Annotated in this window: 19 protein-coding genes and 1 pseudogene; 8 read left to right on the plus strand and 12 right to left on the minus strand. The window is 69.5% G+C overall.

The features are described from left to right. Window positions 1-143: 143 nt before the first annotated feature. The gene (vanY-N, locus tag ACTWPT_RS33395) at window positions 144-716 is read right to left on the minus strand and encodes a D,D-peptidase/D,D-carboxypeptidase VanY-N (RefSeq protein ID WP_443181488.1); all 573 of its coding nucleotides are present in this window, start codon (window positions 714-716) and stop codon (window positions 144-146) included. Window positions 717-908: 192 nt separating this feature from the next. Here vanY-N and ACTWPT_RS33400 point away from each other — a divergent pair, with 192 nt between their 5' ends. From ACTWPT_RS33400 to ACTWPT_RS33415, 4 genes are all read left to right on the plus strand, one after another. Further along, entirely contained in the window at window positions 909-1583 is a 675-nt protein-coding gene (locus ACTWPT_RS33400; protein WP_443181489.1) for a response regulator, read from the plus strand. 7 nt (window positions 1584-1590) lie between these two features. Further along, window positions 1591-3060, plus strand: a complete 1470-nt coding sequence (locus ACTWPT_RS33405) for an ATP-binding protein (protein ID WP_443181490.1) — start codon at window positions 1591-1593, stop codon at window positions 3058-3060. Beyond that, a complete protein-coding gene (locus ACTWPT_RS33410; protein ID WP_443181491.1) occupies window positions 3057-3548 on the plus strand; it encodes a hypothetical protein in 492 nt (163 codons plus the stop codon). The genes ACTWPT_RS33405 and ACTWPT_RS33410 overlap by 4 nt, the downstream gene beginning before the upstream one ends. 62 nt (window positions 3549-3610) lie before the next feature. After that, on the plus strand, window positions 3611-4186 hold the full coding sequence (locus ACTWPT_RS33415; RefSeq protein WP_443181492.1) for a tyrosine-type recombinase/integrase: 576 nt from the start codon (window positions 3611-3613) through the stop codon (window positions 4184-4186). 80 nt (window positions 4187-4266) lie between these two features. Here the strand turns inward: ACTWPT_RS33415 and ACTWPT_RS33420 are convergent, their stop codons facing one another. The 3 genes from ACTWPT_RS33420 to ACTWPT_RS33430 are packed head-to-tail and all read right to left on the minus strand — an operon-like array spanning window position 4267 to window position 6654. Then, complete coding sequence (locus ACTWPT_RS33420) at window positions 4267-5493, minus strand: hypothetical protein (RefSeq protein ID WP_443181493.1); 1227 nt, start codon at window positions 5491-5493, stop codon at window positions 4267-4269. Beyond that, window positions 5490-6155, minus strand: a complete 666-nt coding sequence (locus ACTWPT_RS33425) for an ABC transporter ATP-binding protein (RefSeq protein WP_443181494.1) — start codon at window positions 6153-6155, stop codon at window positions 5490-5492. The genes ACTWPT_RS33420 and ACTWPT_RS33425 overlap by 4 nt, the downstream gene beginning before the upstream one ends. Further along, the gene (locus ACTWPT_RS33430) at window positions 6148-6654 is read right to left on the minus strand and encodes a PadR family transcriptional regulator (protein ID WP_443181495.1); all 507 of its coding nucleotides are present in this window, start codon (window positions 6652-6654) and stop codon (window positions 6148-6150) included. Before ACTWPT_RS33430 ends, ACTWPT_RS33425 begins: the two co-directional genes overlap by 8 nt. Before the next feature lie 443 nt (window positions 6655-7097). On the opposite strand from ACTWPT_RS33430, the gene ACTWPT_RS33435 reads away from it, so the two are divergent. The 4 genes and pseudogenes from ACTWPT_RS33435 (at window position 7098) to ACTWPT_RS33450 (ending at window position 10182) form a co-directional block, all read left to right on the plus strand. Next, a complete protein-coding gene (locus ACTWPT_RS33435) occupies window positions 7098-7700 on the plus strand; it encodes an RNA polymerase sigma factor (protein WP_443181496.1) in 603 nt (200 codons plus the stop codon). Further along, a complete protein-coding gene (locus ACTWPT_RS33440; protein WP_443181497.1) occupies window positions 7697-8608 on the plus strand; it encodes a hypothetical protein in 912 nt (303 codons plus the stop codon). Before ACTWPT_RS33435 ends, ACTWPT_RS33440 begins: the two co-directional genes overlap by 4 nt. Before the next feature lie 486 nt (window positions 8609-9094). Then, window positions 9095-9223 (plus strand): annotated as a pseudogene (locus ACTWPT_RS33445) (helix-turn-helix domain-containing protein); the annotation flags it as partial. 23 nt (window positions 9224-9246) lie between these two features. Then, entirely contained in the window at window positions 9247-10182 is a 936-nt protein-coding gene (locus ACTWPT_RS33450) for a WHG domain-containing protein (protein WP_443181498.1), read from the plus strand. Window positions 10183-10458: 276 nt separating this feature from the next. Here ACTWPT_RS33450 and ACTWPT_RS33455 read toward each other — a convergent pair whose 3' ends face one another. The 8 genes from ACTWPT_RS33455 to ACTWPT_RS33490 form a co-directional block, all read right to left on the minus strand. Then, window positions 10459-12006 carry an FG-GAP-like repeat-containing protein gene (locus tag ACTWPT_RS33455; protein WP_443181499.1) on the minus strand — a complete coding sequence of 516 codons (1548 nt, stop codon included), beginning with the start codon at window positions 12004-12006 and terminating at the stop codon, window positions 10459-10461. Window positions 12007-12044: 38 nt separating this feature from the next. Next, a complete protein-coding gene (locus ACTWPT_RS33460) occupies window positions 12045-12389 on the minus strand; it encodes a DUF5605 domain-containing protein (protein WP_443181665.1) in 345 nt (114 codons plus the stop codon). 443 nt (window positions 12390-12832) lie between these two features. Continuing rightward, complete coding sequence (locus ACTWPT_RS33465) at window positions 12833-13315, minus strand: hypothetical protein (protein WP_443181500.1); 483 nt, start codon at window positions 13313-13315, stop codon at window positions 12833-12835. Window positions 13316-14224: 909 nt separating this feature from the next. Continuing rightward, window positions 14225-14374: a transposase domain-containing protein gene (locus ACTWPT_RS33470; protein ID WP_443181501.1), complete on the minus strand. Its 150-nt coding sequence runs from the start codon at window positions 14372-14374 to the stop codon at window positions 14225-14227. Between the two features lie 92 nt (window positions 14375-14466). After that, window positions 14467-15801, minus strand: a complete 1335-nt coding sequence (locus tag ACTWPT_RS33475; RefSeq protein ID WP_443181502.1) for an MFS transporter — start codon at window positions 15799-15801, stop codon at window positions 14467-14469. 19 nt (window positions 15802-15820) lie between these two features. Then, complete coding sequence (locus ACTWPT_RS33480; RefSeq protein WP_443181503.1) at window positions 15821-16615, minus strand: acetoacetate decarboxylase family protein; 795 nt, start codon at window positions 16613-16615, stop codon at window positions 15821-15823. A 2-nt stretch (window positions 16616-16617) separates the two neighbouring features. Next, complete coding sequence (locus tag ACTWPT_RS33485; RefSeq protein ID WP_443181504.1) at window positions 16618-17628, minus strand: alpha-ketoacid dehydrogenase subunit beta; 1011 nt, start codon at window positions 17626-17628, stop codon at window positions 16618-16620. After that, window positions 17621-18577 (minus strand): thiamine pyrophosphate-dependent dehydrogenase E1 component subunit alpha, encoded by a 957-nt coding sequence (locus ACTWPT_RS33490; protein WP_443181505.1) that lies wholly within the window; start codon window positions 18575-18577, stop codon window positions 17621-17623. Before ACTWPT_RS33490 ends, ACTWPT_RS33485 begins: the two co-directional genes overlap by 8 nt. Between the last annotated feature and the right edge of the window lie 21 nt (window positions 18578-18598).

The following is an 18598-nucleotide window of genomic DNA, read 5'->3' on the forward strand; positions in this document are numbered from 1 at the left end:
AAACGCTGGATCACCCGCTGGAAAGCCGCTCTGAACGCCTTCGCCATCACCTTCGAAGGCCGTCTGACCCCGACCACTCGATAGAACTAATTCAAGATCGAGTTACACCGTTTTCTGGACAGGCCCGTGGACCCGGACCTGGGCTACATCTGGTCCCCGTTCTCGAGCACGTAGCCCACGCCGGGGTGGGGTCGTCGTCGTGGTGGCGTGCCGCCGCTGTCTGGGCGGTACTCGAAGTGCCACCACTCGTTGTCGTAGATGCGGTAGAGGTCGTAGCGGGCGCCGTGTTCCTCGAGCCAGCGCGCGCCTTCGTGGGGGCGCACGTCCAGCGCGATGCCCTTGACGTGGCTGGATTCCGCCGGTGGTAGCACGAGCATTCGTGCCGAGGCAGGGGAGCCGGAACGGCGCACCTCCTCGTCGAACATCCGTTGTTGGACAAGGGGATCGCGGTATCCCGAGGTGAGGCCGATGAGCTGGCCGTGACGCCAGAGCGCCTCGGTGCGCGCTGCGGTGAACGCCGCCATGGCGCCGTCGGTGAGCCCAGTGAGGTCCTCGGCGGGGAATCGCATCCCCAACGCCCAGCGGCAGGCCAGTTCGCGGGCGCGGCCGGGATGGCGAACGAACGCCGCGGGCAGCAGGAGCACGGCGAGCACCAGCGTGACCGCGGCGTACAACCGGTCACGGGGCCGAGGTGGGATGGTACGTGGTTCGTTCATGACGAACTACGATTGGTGCCGAATATGCGTGCGTTGTCCGCCGCATGTCACCGTTTATCGACGGCGGCCCCCGTCGGCGCGACGGTGACACAACCATGACACGGCGCGGACGAGGCAGGGACACGGCCGGCCCACAGTGGATGGGGTTAACCGGGGGGGCGAGTTACGGAGCGTGTTGTGATACTCGGCGGCGTGTCGCGAGTGTTGTTGATCGAGGATGACCCGGCCGTGCGGGAGGGCCTTGAGCTGGCCCTGACCCGGCATGGGCACCGGGTGCGCGCGGTGGAGTCCGGCGAGCAGGGGCTGGACCGGCTGCGTATGGACCTTCCCGACGTCGTCGTGCTCGATCTGATGTTGCCTGGCATGGACGGGTTCGAGGTCTGCCGCCGCATCCGGGCCGCCAGGGAGGTACCGATCATCATGCTGACCGCGCGCGGCGACGACATGGACGTGGTGGCCGGGTTGGAGGCGGGCGCCGACGACTACGTGGTCAAGCCGGTGCAGCCCAGGGTGCTCGAGGCACGCATTCGCGCGATTCTCCGGCGGATCGGCCGGGACCAGGCGGAGCTGGAGCGGCACGGGGACCTCACCATCGATCGGGCCGGGCTGGTGGTCGCCAACCGCGGCGTGCCGGTCAGCCTCGCCCCGACCGAGCTGCGCCTGCTGCTCGAGCTCTCCGGCACGCCGGGCCGGGTGCACAGCCGCCAGCAGTTGCTGGAGTCGGTGTGGGAGCACGGGTATTTCGGCGACTCGCGTCTCGTGGACGCGTGCGTGCAGCGGTTGCGCGCGAAGATCGAGGACGACTCGGCGGCGCCCGTCTACGTGCAGACGGTGCGGGGGTTCGGGTACCGGTTCGGGCCGGTGTGAGCCGCCGGTGACACCTCGGCCGAGCCTGGGGCTGCGCGCCCGGCTGTTGTTCGCGTTCGCACTGCTGTGTGTGGTCACCGCGGCGGCGGTGGCCGGCGGGATCTACGTCCAGGCCCGCAACGACATCCTGCAGCGGACCCAGGATGCCGCGGTGCAGGCGATGAAGAGCCGCCTGGAGACGCTCTTTCCGTTGCCGAATCCGGCGCCGGGCCCGGCCGAGCTCGCCGAGATCGCCGCCACCGTGACCGACCGGTGCAGCTTCGCGGTCGCCGTCTACCACGAGGTGCACTCGCCGGCCGGCCGGCTGGGGTGCGAGAGGCCGGGCGAGAACGCGCCGATCGTGGATCTCGGGGTGATTCCACCGGAGTTGCGGCGGACGGTGGCCGACGGCGACATCGCGTGGCAACGCGTGGTGTGGCAGGGCGAGCCCTTCCTGCTCATCGGCACGCCGTTGTTGATCATCGAGCAGGATCGGACGACGCGGGTGTCCGGCATCGAGGTCTACACCGTGCGCAGCCTGATTCCCGAACAGCGCAGCATCGACGGGCTCGCCGCATCCGCCTGGCTCACCGGCGGGGCGGCCCTGGCGTTCGCGGTCGTCCTCGCGTTGCTGGCCACCCGTGGAGTGCTGCGCCCGGTGCGCGAGCTCGGTCGGGCGGCACGCCTGCTGGGCGAGGGCGAGATGCGGACCAGGATCGCGGTCAGCGGCTCCGATGAGCTGGCCGAGGTGGCACGCACGTTCAACAACACCGCCGCGGAGCTGGAACGGCACGTCAAGCAGCTCCGCGAGATGGAGGCCGACGCCCGCCGGTTCGTGGCCGACGTGTCCCACGAGCTGCGCACCCCGCTTGCCGCGCTCGCCGCGGTCGCCGACGTCCTCGATGAGGAGGCGGCCCGGCTGCCCGAGCCCGCCGGCAGGGCCGCCAGGCTGGTCAGCCAGGAGACGCTCAACCTCACCGGGCTGGTGAACGACCTCATCGAGATCAGCAGGTTCGACTCCGGCGTCGCGGCCCTCGCGCTTAACGAGATAGACGTGGCCGAGCTGGTGCGCGCGACCTTGCGCGTTCGGGGCTGGTCGGAGTCGGTGGACACCGAGCTTCCACCCGCGGTGACGGCACGGCTGGACCCGCGCCGAGTGGACGTCATCCTCGCGAACCTGGTCGGCAACGCCCTGCGGCACGGCGAGCCACCGGTGTCGGTACGGCTTAGCGCCGACGCGCACTGGATCGCTCTCGAGGTCCGCGACCACGGACCGGGGCTGGACGAGGCGGCGCTCCCGCATGTGTTCGACCGGTTCTACAAGGCCAGCGCGGCCAGGGCCAGGTCCGAGGGCAGCGGCCTGGGCCTGGCCATCGCAAGGGAGAACGCGCGCCTGCATCGAGGCGATCTCACCGTCACCAACGCCCCGGACGGCGGCGCCATGTTCACGCTGCGCCTGCCACGCCGGGCACCCGATCCGGATGGAGGCCCCGAGTGAGGACCGGGCTGGCCCGCCGCATGCTCGCCGCGGGCCTCGTATCGCTCGTCGCTGTGGCCGGCTGCGGCGTGCGACCCAGCGACGTCATCGAAGCCGGCGACCCGCCGAGCGGACGCGTCGCACCAACCACGACGATCATCCTCTATCTGGTGAAGAACGGCCGACTCAGTGCGGTAACGCGGCCCGGGCCCGGTGGTCGTCCACTGTTCAAAGCGGACACCCTCGCGCTGCTGGCAGCCGGACCCACCGCGGAGGAACAGGCGCACGGATTCACCACCGACGTCCCGCCCGAAGCCGGCCCGTTCTCGGTGACCGCCAAGGCGGCCGGCCACTTGGTGGTGACCCTGTCCACTCCGGCCGACGAACTGTCCACACTGGCCGTCGAGCAGATCGTGTGCACGGCCGCCGCCACGTCGCCGGAAAGCCCTGCCCAGGTCACCGTCACCGGTGCTGGGCAGACCGTCGGCCCCCGAAACTGCCCGGCGTAACGGTAGCGACCCATCCTCTACTTTGGACAGCTCGCCGTGGTCTTGGTCAGCTTGAGTGGAGCGTGCGGCCGGCGGTGGTGGCGACGTCGATGACCGTGGCGGCGAGGTCGGGCAGCCGCGCGCGGGGGCAGCGGGCACTGGGCATGGGCGACGGCCAGAGCGGCGACCGCGACGCGGCGATCATCGCGGTCCTGCTGTATGCCGGAGCCCGCGAGGAGGAGTGCGTACGGCTGGAGGTCGACGACATCGCGATCACCGCCCGCACCGGCACGGTCCGCCTGCACGGCAAGGGCGACCAGGTCCGCACGGTCCCGATCCCACCGACCGCCCGGGCCCGCATCTCCGCCTGGCTCGACATCCGCGGCCGCCAACCCGGCCCGCTGTGGATCGGCCAGCGCGGAGCCCTGACCATCTCCGGGATCGTCCAGGTTGTGCTGGCCGTCGGCGACGACGCCAAGCTTCCCGGCCTCCGCCCCCATCGGCTCCGCCATACCTACGCCACCCGGCTGCGCGAAGGCGGTGCCGACGTCGCCCAAGTCCAAGCCCTCCTCGGCCACGCCTCCCTCGACACCTCGGCTCGGTATTTCCGCGCCGGCACAACCGAGCAAGCCGCCGTCGTCAACCGCGTCTTCGACTAGCACCTCACGTTCCCACGGTTTCCCCAGTCTCCTGACTGGACGGCTCGTGCTTTCCCCGGTCTTCTACGACGGCATCGTGGTCAGGTCCGCGTCTCTAAACGGAGTGCGCCGCGCAGCAGAGAGCGGGCCGCCAGGGCGACGAGCAGTGCGGTGAGCACCCCGACGCCTGCCATGGCCACGGCCCTGGCAACCGCCCAACCGAGCCACTGGACCTGATAGATGTCCATGAGGGGCAGGACCACCACCGCGACACCCAAGACGGCCGCCACCACGCAGACCGGCAGCGCGGCAATGACCGCCTGCCGCACGAGCACCCCGCCCAGCGCCCCCTCCGGCACCCCGGAAGCGGCCAGCGCGGCGAACGAGCGGCGAAGGTCGATCAGTTCCTCCGCCTGGTGCACCACCAGAGCGACCGCTGAGGTCACCAGGGCCACCAAGAGCGCGACGTCGACCAGCGCGTGGGCTTGGGAGTAGCCGACGCCAGCCTGCTGGGCCCCGGCCCCGGCGCCGAAGAACACCGTCAAGCTCACCACGGACAGGGCCCTGGCCCACGCCCGCGGATCGGCCTCGACCAGCCGCGCCGCCAGCAACGTCTCCGGGGACCGGGCCCGCCGACCGGCGCGGCGGGCGTACGCCCTGATCAGCCAGGTCGCGGCCAGGGTCACGCCGAACAGCAGCAGCACCAGCCCGGTTGCCATGACGACCGCAGAGCCGTACTTGCCGACGAGCGGGAAACGGCCCTTCACCACGGCTCCGAGAACGAAGAAGCCGACCCCTGCCACGAGGAGGACCAGGTCTCGCACGTGCGGCCCCCGCACGCGTGCCCGACGGACCACTCCCAGCGGTGAGGCGACGACGTGCCGCCCGGCGCGCGCCCCCGACAAGACCCCGCCGAGCGTCACCAAAGCCACCACCACCGGCACCTGCGGTAGCGGCCCAGCAAGATGGGTGAGCACGTAGAGCGCACTGCCGACGAGAGACCCGCCCAGTGCCAGCAAGCCTCCTTCCAAGGCGCCCAGCAGTCGCACGTCAGCTGGCGTCGCCCCCGCCAGCCGCAGGGCAGCCAGCCGCCGCTCCCTGGTGGCCGAGGCCAGCCGGTTGGCCTGATGGACGAGGCCGGCGACCGGCACGGCCAGCAGAGCCAGGCCGAGCCCTGTCAGCGAGCCGCCCTCATCCCGGTAGTCCGCCAGGCTGACAGCCGTACAGACCACGAACGTCGCCACCGCTGCGCCCGCGACGACCAGCCGGGCGCGTACCCGCTCGGCCCGCGAACGTCCCCTGTTCAGCATCCGCAGTATGGCGATCACTGGTTCACCCCTGCCAGCACCGCTCCGTCGCGCAGGGCGATCTCCCGGTCGGCGTAGGCGGCCACCCGATTGTCGTGGGTGACCAGGACGACGATGATACGACTGGAGCGGGCCGCGCCGAGCAGCGCGCGCATCACCTGCTCGCCGCCGAGCGTGTCCAGCGCTCCGGTGGGTTCGTCGGCGAAAACCACGCGCGGACCGGTCACCAGAGCCCGCGCTACGGCCACCCGCTGCCGCTGCCCCCCGGACAGCTCACCGGTGCGCTGGCCGGCGCAATCGGACACCTCCAGCCGGGCCAGCCACTGCGCCGCGGCGGTCATCGCCTCCTGCCTGCCGTGCCGGTTGAACAGCATAGGTAACGCGACGTTCTCGGCTGCGGTCAGCTCGGGCACCAGCTCACCGAACTGGAAGATGACGCCGAAGTTCTCGCGCCGCAACTTGGTTAGTTCCGCCTCGGGCAGCGTGTCGATCCGCCTGCCGTCAAAGACGACCTCGCCGGACTGCGGCCGGTCGATTCCGGCCAGGCAGTGCAACAGCGTCGACTTGCCCGCGCCACTCGGCCCCGTGATGGCGACGATCTCGCCCTCCGCGATCTCCAGGGAGACACCGGTCAACGCCCTGGTCTCGCCGAACGCTTTGCCCACGCCCCTGGCTTCAAGCATTGCTTTCCTCCTTCATCCGCGCGAGCGCGGTCTCGATCCAGCGCAGGTCGGCGTCAAGGTGCTGGAGCGCGTAATCGGCCGCCAGCACCTGGGCTGGTGCGCCAGATGCCTTCTCGGCTATCAGCTCCCGCATGCGGGCCAGATGCGCCTCGCGTTGCCGCAGGAGATAGCCGTCGGCGGCCTTTCCCGCGACGGCGACGCGGGCGAACAAAGGGCTGGCGACATACGGCGCCGACGGCTCGACGGTGTTCAGCCACCGCTCCAACTCCGTCCGCCCGTTGTCGGTGATCGCGTACAGGGTGCGCTCGGGGCCGCCCTCCCGCTGCGTCTCGGCGACCTCTGCCAGGCCGTCGCGTTCCAGGCGTTGCAGCGTGGCATAGACCTGTCCGTACGCCAGCGGCTTGGCGCCGGCGAGACGGTGATCGTGCTCCCTCTTAAGCTCGTAGCCGTGCTTCGGGCGTTCGGCGAGGAAGCCGAGCAGCACATGACCGGTTGACATGATCGCGACTATACATTCAATGAATAGTCGCGACAACAGCTGGTCCCGCGCCCGCCTCGTCTCCACGCGCCCTTGGGCGACAGTCACCGGCAGGCGAGGTCACAACCACTCCGGCAACCGCGAGGTTCCTGGAGCGCCCCGTCCCATCGGGACCCCAGTAACCGCAGGTCAGACCTGAATCCGTTGGATTTCCGCCGTTCGCTACGGGGACCCCTGGTACACGTATGTACGGGTTGAGGAGTTGATCGGTGGGCGAATCGATGGTGGCCGGCGTCCTTTTGGGAAGGTGGTGCGGCCGGTTCGCTGCGGCGAAGTGTCACGTTCGGAAACTGTGTCTTGACTGAGGTGACGGCGGATTTGAAATAGCCCCGGCGCCCCCGGACATGGACTGGGTGAAGGGAAGACCCCATCCGCCCCGAGGAGACCGACCATGAGAACCGCCTGTGGACGATGATCGCGTCAAACGCTTCGAGGAGGTCTACCGGCGCAACTACGAGCCGATCCTCGGCTACGCCATCCGGCGTTGCGAACTTCCCGAGGACGCGTCCGACGTGGTGGCGGAGACCTTCGCCATCGCCTGGCGCCGTATCGACGACGTGCCGGCGGGGGAGGAGGCCACGCTGTGGCTGTACGGCGTGGCCCGCAAGGCCCTGGCCAACCACCGCAGAGGGGAGCGGCGCCGCCGGCATCACCAGGAGGAGCTGGCCCGCACCATCGCCCCGTTCTTTCCCGGTCCTGAGGAGAGTCTCGGCTTGCTCGCCATCATCGGCGTCTTCCGCTCCTTACCGGAGGAGGACCGCGAGCTGCTGTCCCTGCTGGCCTGGGAGGGCCTGGACACCGCGCAGGTCGCGAACGTCCTGGGCCGCTCATCCAACGCCGTGCGCATCAGGCTCCACCGCGCCCGCAAGCGCCTGGCCCGAGCACTCCGGCGCTCCGGAGTCTCAGCCCACCACACCGCCCCGGTCCAGGCGGATCCGGCCCAGGCGGCCTCCGCACGCCCGGCTCCCGCGCAGGCAGACCCGGCGCAGGCAGAGAGGACACCATGACCGACACCGGCCCCATCATGCAGCGACTGGCCAAGGCTCACGACGGAGCCCTGAAGGGTCAGGCGGACACCGGCGCCGCCCGGGAGCTGTTCGCCTTGATCGTCGCCGGCGACGTCACACCGGCCGTGCCACGTCCCGCCCGTGCCGGGAAGGCGCGCTTGGTCGTGGCCACGGCACTGGTCACCGGCGCCGCCGCGGCCGCCGTGGTGCTCGGCCCCGGTCTGCTCGCCGGTCCGGATGCCACCGTGTACGCCAACTCCGCCATCGAACTCCAGCGGGACGGCGACCAGTGGCTGGCCAGGATCAAGGACCCCTACGCCGACCACCACAGGTACACCGAGGCCTTCGCCGCCGTGGGCCTGGACGTGGAGCTTCGCCTGGTGCCCTCCTCGCCCAGCGGCGTCGGCAAGCTGGTCGGCTTCGGAGTCGCCTACTCCCCAGGGTCTCCCGGAGCCGGGGGCAGCTTGGACATGGCGATCGACGACTGCACCGGTGCGGACTGCTGGATGAGCCTGCGCGTCCCCGCCGACTTCGCCGGTCGCGGTGAAGTTCAGATCGGCAGGGAGGCCAGACCGGGCGAGTCCTACCAGAACGGCGCCTCCGCCGCCTCCCCGGGTGAGGTACTGGAAGGCGTCCCCGTACGGGAGGGCCGTACGGTGGCACAACTGCTGCCCGAGATCCGCGAGCGGAAGCTGACCGTCACCTACAGCCGCGTCCGCACAGGTGCGGGCCCCGCCGGCGGCTCCTCCGGCGGGGAGTCGACAGGAAGGTCCCTGTCGCTGGAGCCGATCTCTGAGGACGAGGTCGGCCGGGACTGGCGGGTCTGGGAAGCCCAGCCGGTAAAGTCCGGCCACGTCCGCCTCCTCGTCACCCCCGACCAGGTCCCGAAGAACCCCCTCTACAGCTGACGGCCGCGATCGCCTGGCCACGGCCAGGCGATAGGTCTCGTCGGTGGTGAGCAGGTTCCGACGGGTGTCCTCCGCGGTGATGACGCCGCCGTCCAGGGTCAGGACGCGGTCGGCGGCGTCCAGCAGGGCCGGACTGCTGGTGATCACGATCGTGGTGCGGTTCCGGCGCAGCTCCGCGACGTGGCGCGCGATGAGCTGCTCGGTGACCGCGCCCACGGACGTCGTCGGCCAGAGTGGCCGCTGGCGCTGCCCTCCGGACAGGTGCGCGCTTTGGTCGCGGACGGCGTGGTCGAGCCCATTGTGGTGGAGGGCGACGACGTCGGTCAGGAGGCATGGTGGAGAACGCCCGGATATGATCGGTCGGTGATGGCGACGCCAGGCTAAGAGCGACCGCCCCGGCCGTAGCAGTGCTTTGACACCGTCAAGGAGGAGGCGCGGGCCGTGACGAGCCAGCGATCGGTGCGCGAGCGGCGCCGCGCCATGGCGATGGCCGAGATCCTGGCGACGGCGCGGCGGCATGTGGCCGCCCAGGGCGCCGCCGCCCTGTCTCTGCGTGCCGTCGCCCGCGAGCTGGGCATGACCGTGCAGGCGCTGTATCACTACTTCCCCAGCAAGGGCCACCTGCTGACGCCGCTGATTTGGAGGCGTACGAGGGGCTCGCCGCGGCCGGCGCCGGGCACGGCCGGGGGTCAACCGCCATGCTCGTCGCCGCCGAGGGCTACCGCGGGTGGGCACTGGAGAACATCCAGCTGTTCCACCTCATCTACGGGACGCCGCTGCCGAACTACCGGGCTGCCCCGAACGGCCCCACGACGTCTGCGGCGCGACGGATCAGCGCCGTGTTCCACCGCGCCCTGTTCGACGGCTACACTCCTTCGCCCAGAAGGACCACTGAGGCGCCCGGCGCCTGCGTCAGGGCTCGGCGAGGGCGTCGACGGCCAGGTGCACCAGCGGCGCCCTTCCTGGCCGGGCGCGGGCGGGATCCGGTTCGGACAGATCGGACCTGGACCAGCAACCCCGAGGAATGCACCCGCATGACAACCAGTGCTCAGCAGCTGATCGAAACGGCACGTCTCGCACCGCTGGCCGGCCCGTTCGACTGGGAACAGGTCGAGCACCGGCTCGGGGCGCCCGTGCCGCAGGACTACCGCAAGCTTCTCGACGCAGGGGGTGGCGGACTCTGGCTGGACTACTTGAGGCTCTACGTTCCGGCGCCCGGCCCCGGTCTCAAGGACGTCGATCTCGAGCGGTCGGGGCTGGAGTTCGAACAGCTCCAGGACCTGTTCGAGGACGAGGTCGTGGGACCGCCCGACGATCTCGACCCTGATTCCAGGCTGCTGCCCTGGGCCTCGACCGGCACGGGGGTCACGCTCTATTGGCAGGTCTCACCCGAGGCGGCGGCCGATTCGTACCCGATCCGGGTCTCGGACCGGAACGGCGACGTGTGGGAGAGGTACGACCTGCTCACCACCGACCTTCTCCTGGGAATCGTCCAGGGCGAGGTGCACAGTGAGCTGCTCAACGAGTCATGGATGGAACGCGACGTGCTCTTCAAGCCCTACGCCGACGACTAGCGCGGTTTGGGCCCTGCTCTGAACACTGCGGCAGCTTGCAACCCCACGCCTTTCGACCCACGTTTGCTGCCTAGTCCATGAAGGGGCGGGAGTTAGAAGTAACCTTCCGCCCCTGCTAGATGGCAATGGAGCTTGGTCCCTGGCCGACATTCCGGCGCCTGCAGCGGAAGACCTGGAGTTACGCTGGCCCGGCAGCGAGCAGGAGGCGGAGTTGCTCATCCCGACGGAGGTCGGCTTTCTTGCCCGACGGCAGCGAACCGGAACTGGCGCGACGTCTCAGAAATACCCGGCCCACCCCGACCCGCGGGACTGGGCGATCCCGAACTTGTTGGCGCCCTTGCCGTTCCAGATGTACAGGGTGCCGTTGTGGGTGGCGGCGAGATCGTTGATGCCGTTCTGGTTGATGTCGCCGGGCGACATCAACGTGCTCGCGTACTGTTCCCAGCCCGGTCCGATTTCCTGGCCGACGGTGAAGTTGTTGGCGCCCTTGCCGTTCCAGATGAAGAGAGTATGGTCGGCCTTCCTTACCGCCGCCAGGTCACCGATCCCATCGCCGTTGAAATCGCCGCCGATCGGCCGGGTGTAGGCGCCCCAGTTGGCGCCGATGGCGGTCTTCGGGCCGAAGGCGTTACCGCCCTTGCCGTTCCAGACGTACAGCGTGCCGTTGTACGTGGCCGCGATGTCGTCGTTGCCGTCCTGATTGATGTCGCCGAGCGAGGTCAACGTGTCCTCGTACGGCGCCCAGCCAGCCCCGAGCTGCTGGGCGGAGGTGAAGTTGTTGGCACCCTTGCCGTTCCAGATGTGCAGGGTGTCGTCGTCCTTCTTCGAGGCGGCCAGATCGGTGAGGCCGTCGCGGTTGAAGTCGCCCGCGATCGGCCGACTGTAGGCGTCCCAGTCTGACCCGACAGGCGTGGCGACGGCGAAGCCGTTGGCGCCCGTGCCGTTCCAGATGGTCAGCGTCCCGGTGGCGGCCGAGAAGAGGTCGCCGACCCCGTCACGGTTGAAATCCTGGTTCGCGCCGGTCATCACCGCGTAGTGCGAGCGGAGCTCGGCCGCTGTGAGCGCGCGGTTGTACATCGCGAACTTCCCGATCGCCCCCTTGAAATAGGAGTTGAAGTTGCGGGTGCCCACCCGGACGGGAGCCGAGCCGGGCCGGGGCTTGACGATGACCTCGTCCTCCTGGCCCAGGTGAAAGACCAGGTTGTCAGAGCCGGAAAGCACGCCGTTCTTGTAGATGCGCACCTTCCCGTATGTGCCCTCGGAGGTGTCGAACGTGATCGCGACGTGCATCCACTGGTTGACGGTCAGCGCGTGCTGGAAGGCGGCGCCGGCTCCGAATCCGCCCTCGGGGTTCCAGGCATAGCCGGAAATGCGGTTGGGGCGGTCCGGGTGGGACTTGTTATACATGCGGCCGGCCCACTCCTGGTCGCCGCCGGCGTTGGACTTCGTCCCCTTCCCCATGAAGTAGACATAGCCGTCCTGTTCCACATCGGGGAAGTCCAGGGTGTGCGGCCTGATCCACGCCTCCACGGTGAACTTCCCAGTGGTGGAGATGTGGAAGGCATTGGCGTTGGGCACCTCGAAGTAGCCCGACGTGCCGTTGAAGACGGCGGCACCGTCCCTGTTGGGCAGCTGTACGGAGCTCGTGACGTTGCGGAAGGTGCCCTTGTACCCGTTGCCGGCCCGGTCGAGTTCCGTGCCGGCCGACGGGTGGGACAGCCGCCAGTAGGTCGCAGGTTCGTGCGAGAGGACCAGTTGGTCGTACGGGCTCAGCCCGCTTGCCTGGGCCGCGACGGGCTCCGAGACGGCCACGGCCGTCGACATCGCTATTAAGGCGGCACAGATGCCGGATCTCACCCATCTCATAAGCCGGCAGAATAGGGAGCGCCGGTATAGCGGCGGTATGTTCCTGGGCGGGGTTGCGCGGCATGTCCGGCACCTGGCCGATTCGCGCGGCGGGCATCCGGCCCTGGCCAGATACTCCGGCTCCCCGGTGACCTCCAGCCCTGGCAGCTTGGTGAGGATCTCGGTGTAGAGGGCGCGGAGCTGGGCCTTGGCGATGTGGGCAGCCGGTCAAAGGTGCACTCCCAGGTGTCGAGGACGTCCACGTACCACCGGCCAGGCAGCAGGAGCACGTGGCGCTCCCGCGGTTGACCGAACCCGTGATAGCTGGCGAGGTACTGGTCCTGTGCCCCGACCCAGGGCACATCGAAGTCGGACGGCAACGGTGCGAGCCTGGACGCTCGAACAATGACCTGAGCAACCTCGAACTCTGGTCAGGCCGCCACCCGCGAGGGCATCGGGTGGAGGACATTGTGACGTACTGCCGGGAGATGCTGGCAACCTACGGCACTGGTGACGAGCGGGAACGGTATGCGAGCTTCCGCAGCACGGTGCTGGCTGATCAAGGCAACGACTGAGTGAGCGGCCTGGCGGTGGACAGGCCCGAGCCGCTGGTGCTCGGCACTTTCGCCGCGTAACCAGGCAGGTACGTGATCGGGAGAGGACACTAACCGTCCTCTCCCGACACCCTGCGCGGCATGCCCCACGAGGGCGGGGTCATTGCTCCCAGCTGGGCCCGTTGGCGGGGTTGTAGGGGTCCTGCCAGTCCCGTGCGACCGGGCGCCCACGGGTCCACGATCGGATTGACCTATAGCCCGGTCAGCTTGAGCCTGACCTGGTAGGAGTAGAAGGTCTCATCGGTCCCGTCGATGAAAGTCTCCTCGATGGCCACCCCGCCCCTGGCCAGCCCAAAGCACGTGAGGCCGTTCGCGATCGCCACGCCCAGGCTGACGCCCGTGCTGGCCGCCGGGGGCGTGACCTCGCGCAGGTCGAAGCCCACGCTGCCGACGGTTCCGACGATTGTGGTCGGGAACTCGAAGTCGGCGGGGTCTCCGTCGCCGCCGGTCACCATCGGGAAGTAGTTGTCGTTGAACCTGGGGAACAGGTTCCCGCCGACCAGGAAGCGGAGCTCATCCCGCCCGTCCCGTTCCGCGGCGTTCAACGAGTCGATGTCGAAAAGCTCCACGCGGCACGACGTGGCCATGGCGGCGGCCGGGCTCGCGGTCACAGCCAGCGGCGCTACCAGGCCCACGGCCAGGGCCAATCCGGCGATCAGCTTATGAGATTGCATGCTGCCCTTTTCTGAGTAGTGGGCGCGTGGGGACCTCCCCGATCTGCGGGGAGCACGGTTCCCTGTCCTCGCAGAGTCGCCCCGCCGCCTCGCATAAGCTGCGCACAATTACCGGTTGGCCCGGTGCTCTTCGGCATTGCGCGTCCATGGTCCACTATGCAGCTTGGTGCTGGGAGGCCCGCTTCTCGGCCAGGTCGCCCGCCAACTCGTGGCTTCAACATCTCGGGATCGGAGACACCCTTTGCTCCACGGCTCAGGATGTCTGCACGGCCACCAGTCCGCCGACCAGCCGGCCGCGCCCCGCGTAGCAGTCCCGGCCGGGGCTGGGAGTGTGCTTCCAACGGACCGAAGGCGTCCCGGCCGAACTGCGCGGACACGATGGACCCGGCGCTGCTCACGATCACTGACGCGCACGGTTGCCCCGAGACGAAGGAGGCCGAAGTGCCCGGTACCGGCGACGACAAGCCCTGCGAGGTCTGCGGCAACCCGCTTGAGGTCTGCGCAGAGCAGCGACGGCTGATCTTCGAACGCTGCTACGCAGCGTGCTCGACCCGGGACACGCACGCGCGCGGCACGTTAAGGCCTGCCAGTAGGAGTGGAACGGTGAACCAGGTTTAGTGTCACATTCGTTGACACCGTGCGGGATGATGATCGGCGGAGGCTCCATCGTGATCTTTGACAGGAGTCACTGACCAGCCAATATCTCTACGCGAGAGGGACGTGATGGCTCTGCCGGCGATGACTGCGGAACAGCGTGCGAAGGCGTTGGCTAAGGCGGCCCAGGCGCGTGCGGCGCGCCGTGCGCTGTTGGCGGAGGTGTTCGAGCGCAGCGGGCAGGATCTGGTCGGCAGGACACGGGTGGTTCAGGTCCTGCGAGCCGTTCCCGGCAACCCGATACGACCGTAGCCATCACGCTGCCGTAACTCCGCTCGCTGAACAAGGCCAGCGCCAGCACGAAGTAGACACCACCCTGGACGGTAACGCCCGGAACCGCCGCTCAGCACGGCCCGTCGTCTCCAGGACCTCATCGACCAGCCCCGGCGGGACCTGCCTGGCCAAAACCCGCCAGGAACGCCCCAGGAAGCACCATGGCTGAAGGCTGCCCGCCGTGCAGACGCGCGGCGGGCAGCCCGGGGGATATCTCGGTGCGGCTACCCGATGGTGGTGGCGGGATCGGCGTTCGGTGACGTCGTCCGACTCATGGCGACGCCATTGCGCAGGGACAGGCGCAGTGTCTCCGGGGTGAACAGCGCGGCCACCAGGCTGATCACCGCGCCCGCGCACAGGTACATGGCAGGGGCATAGCTGGACTGGGTCGCCGTGGTCAGCGCGGAGGCGACAAATGGGCCGGCCCCGCCGAAGACCATGACGCCGAGGTTGTAGCCGAGGGCGAGACCGCTGTAGCGGCGCGCGGTCGGGAACAGCTCGGAGAGCACGGCGGGCGAGGGAGCGAGCTGCAGTGCCTGACCAATCACCACAAGGACAAGCCCGATCACGATCATCACCAGGCTGCCCTGGTGCAGTAGCAGGAAGCCGATAGGCGCCGACACCAGCACCCACACCGCGCCGGAGATCAGGAGCGGCCGGCGGCCGACGCGGTCGCTCAGCCGGGCCAGCGGCACCACGAGCGCGGCCAGCACCGCCATCGCGACGAACCCGGCCAGGCGCGCCTGCAAGGGCTCGATGCCGAGCTCCTTGATCAGGAACGTGGGCCCGTAGACGAGCAGCACGTACGTGCACATCGTGGGCGAGCACACCTGCCCGGCGCATAGCAGGATGGAGCGGTAGTCGTGGCGCAGGGTGGCGCGCAGCGACTGCTTCTCCCGGGCCGCTTCGGTGAACTCCGGCGACTCCTCAAGACGCAGTCGCAGGAACAGCCCGACCACGCCGAGCGGGATGCTCACCAGGAACGGCACGCGCCATCCCCATGAGGTCAGGTCCGCTTCCGACATCAGCAGGCCGAGGATGAGCGACGACAGCGCGGCGACCAGCATGCCGAGCACGATGGTGAGGGTCTGCCAGCTGCCGTAGAACGCCCGCTTGCCCGGGGGTGCGTGCTCGACGACGTACGCCGCCGAGCCTGTCCATTCCCCTCCCGCGGACAGGCCCTGGGCGCAACGCAGCAGCAGCACGAGCAAGGGGGCGGCGACGCCGATCGTCTCGTACGACGGCACGAGCGCGATGAGCGCAGTGGCGGCGGAGATGATGATGATGATCAGGTACAGCGTCAGCCGGCGGCCGAACCGGTCTCCGAGGTGGCCGAACAGGACGCCGCCGAGCGGCCGGACGAAGAAGCTGATGCCGAACAGCGCGAACGTGAGCAGCAGTGCGGCGGCTGGATCCTCGTTCGGGAAGAAGATTTTGGCGATGATGGTGGCGAAGTAGCCGTAAAGGACGAAGTCGTACCATTCGATGAAGTTTCCGATCGCGGCTGCGAGCACTGCCCCCCGCGTGCTCTTGCCACGATCGACGGCGGCCTTGTCCATGACGAACCTCCTTGAGGACTTACCAGCTGGGAATGCCGAAGGTGGGAATCTCGTCGACCTGGTCGAGGTAGGTCCCGAAGCCCACCTCCAGGTCGAGCTCGCCGAAACGAGCCTCGATGACCTCCTCGCACGCGACGAGGTGCAGGGGGTCGGCGGTAGAAGGTGTCAGGGTGACCTCGCCCTGCCCGATCCAGCCGCCGCGCGCGCCCGAGGTGCGAAACGGCACCCGGACGATGGAGTTGACGTCGTAGCCGCGGCCTTCGGCGCTCGGGATCAGCTTCAGCGTGAAGTGGTTGCCGAACCACCAGGGGATGGGGTCGACCGGCTGCGGCGGGGTCTCGGTGGCGTGCGCGCGGACGGTGACCACTTCGATGTCCTGGGCGGTCACGACGCTCCCGGAGACGCCGGTCTCGTCCTGCTCCAGTCGCACCGACCTGGCCTGCTTCTTCGGCAGGCCGGCGAGCTCGCGGCCGAGCACGCCGTGGTTGAGCCCCTCGATGAAGAACGTGAGCGGGTAGGCCCCCTCCTCGTCCTCGCGCCGGCAGCGCACGCACACCCCAGCCTGCATGTACGATGGCCGCCGCTCCACACCGCCGTCCGGCAGGTGGAAGCTTGCGCTGACGAACTCGGCGACCCAGACGGCGGCGATCGGCTCCTCGGTAGGGCACAGCGGCGGTGGCAGCACTCGGGCGAGGACGTCCGGGCGGGTCCGGTACTCGACGGTCAGCCAGCGCAGCGACGCCGTCTCGCTGCCGAGGCCGTAGAGGGGCGCGAACGCGGGCATGGAGACCGCGGTCCTGTCCGTGGCGAGCACGTTCACTCCCTTCCTGCCGGTACGGCGGTGCCGTGCACCGATCTGGTCAGCGCGTCGGCGATCACGTCGGCGGACGGGATGACGGCCTGCGCCAGCGACGGCGCGGCCGGGATCCGTACCGGCGGCGCGCCCACGCGGATCGGCGCGGACCGCAACGGCACCCCTGCTTCGGCGACCGCGGCGACGACCTCGCCGCCGACCCCACCCGTGGTGTGCGCCTCGTGCACCACGACCAGCCGGCCGGTACGCGCGAGGCTGCCGAGCACGGCCTCCAGGTCGAGCGGTCGGATCCATCGGGCGTCGAGGACCTCGGTCTCGATCCCCTGTACCGACAGGCGCTCCGCCGCGGCCAGCACCTCCTGCTGGACGGCTCCCCACGTCAGCACGGTGACGTCCGAGCCCGGCCGGCGCACCGCGGCGCCTCCGACGGGCGGCACGTCCCCGCCCAGCCGCACGTCCTGCTTGCCGGCGTGGTAGAGCGTGCGGTTCTCGATGACGATCACCGGGTCGTCGCTCCAGATCGCCGACAGCAGGAGGTCGTAGGCGTCCTGGTGGGTGGCGGGCATGCACACGCGCAGTCCGGGGACGTGGGCGAAGAAGGCCTCCAGGCTCTGCGAGTGCTGCGCGCACGCGCCCGGGGCGCTGCCCTGCTGGGTGCGTACGGTGATCGGCGCGCCCAGCAGGCCGCGCGAGACGTAGCGGACGTTGGCCGCCTGGTTGACCACCTGGTCCAAGGCCACCAGCGAGAAGTCGGCCCACATGATCTCGGCGATCGGCCGGCGTCCGAACATCGCGGCGCCGATGGCTCCACCGAGAATGGCCGACTCGGAGATCGGCGTATCGAACACCCTGTCGCCGAACTGCTTGCGCAGCCCCTTGGTCACGCCGAAGACGCCGCCGGGTGCGGCCACGTCCTCGCCGAACAGCAGGGTCTCCGGCCGTTCCTCCAGCGCGCGGCGGAGCGCGGCGTTGACGGCCTCGGCGTAGGAGAGCCGTTTGGTCTGCTCAGGCATACAGGTGCTCCAGAACGGTGGTCGGGTCGGCCGGCGGGTCGGCGAGCGCGCGCTTCGATGCCTCGGCAATCTCGGCGTGCACGCGGTCCGCGTCGGCGTCCAGTTCGTCCTGGCCGACGCCCGCGGCGCGCAGGACGGCCAAGAGCCGGATGATCGGCTCGTCGGCCAGCGCCCGCTCCATCTCCCCGGCGGGGCGGTAGTGCTGGACGTCGCCGATGTAGTGCCCGACGAGTCGCTGCGTCATGGCCTCCAGCAGCACGGGTCCCTCGCCGGAACGGGCCCGCCCGGCCGCCTCGGAGACGGCCTCGCGGACAGCCGCGGGGTCGTTGCCGTCGATCCGCGCCCCCGGCATGCCGTACGCGGACGCGCGCTTGAACAGGCGGTCCACCCGCACCATGTCGGCGATCGGCGTCAGCTCCGAGTAGTGGTTGTTCTCCACCAGGAAGATCACCGGCAGGCGGCGTACGGCGGCGAAGTTCATCGCCTCGTGCACCGCGCCCTGGTTCATCGCGCCGTCACCGAACGCGGCGAGCGCGACCCTGCCCGACCCGTCGTAGGCGGCGGCCAGCGCCGCGCCGGCGGCGATTGGGGCGCCCGCGCCGACGATGGAGTTCTCGCCGTACATGCCGTACTCGGGCGCCGTCAGGTACGCCGACCCGCCCCGGCCGCCGTTGATCCCGCTCTGGCGGCCGAGCAGCTCGGCGAACAGCGGGTACGGCGGCACGCCGCAGGCCAGCGTCCACCCGTGCCCACGATAGGTGGGGAAGACCGCATCGCGGCTCAGGTCCAGCGCCGCGCAGGCGCCGGTGTAGATAGCCTCCTGCCCGTTGCACAGATGGACGGATCCGACGACGTCACCCTGCGCCCGCAGGCGGGCGACCTCTTCCTCGAAGAACCTGATCCGTCGCATCGACTCCAGATGGTCGAGCAGCATGACTGTTTCAGGCATGGGGGTACCCACTCTCCTCTC

Origin of the sequence: Nonomuraea sp. 3N208 (genome assembly GCF_052245935.1) — a bacterium.
In the GTDB taxonomy this organism is placed as follows: domain Bacteria; phylum Actinomycetota; class Actinomycetes; order Streptosporangiales; family Streptosporangiaceae; genus Nonomuraea.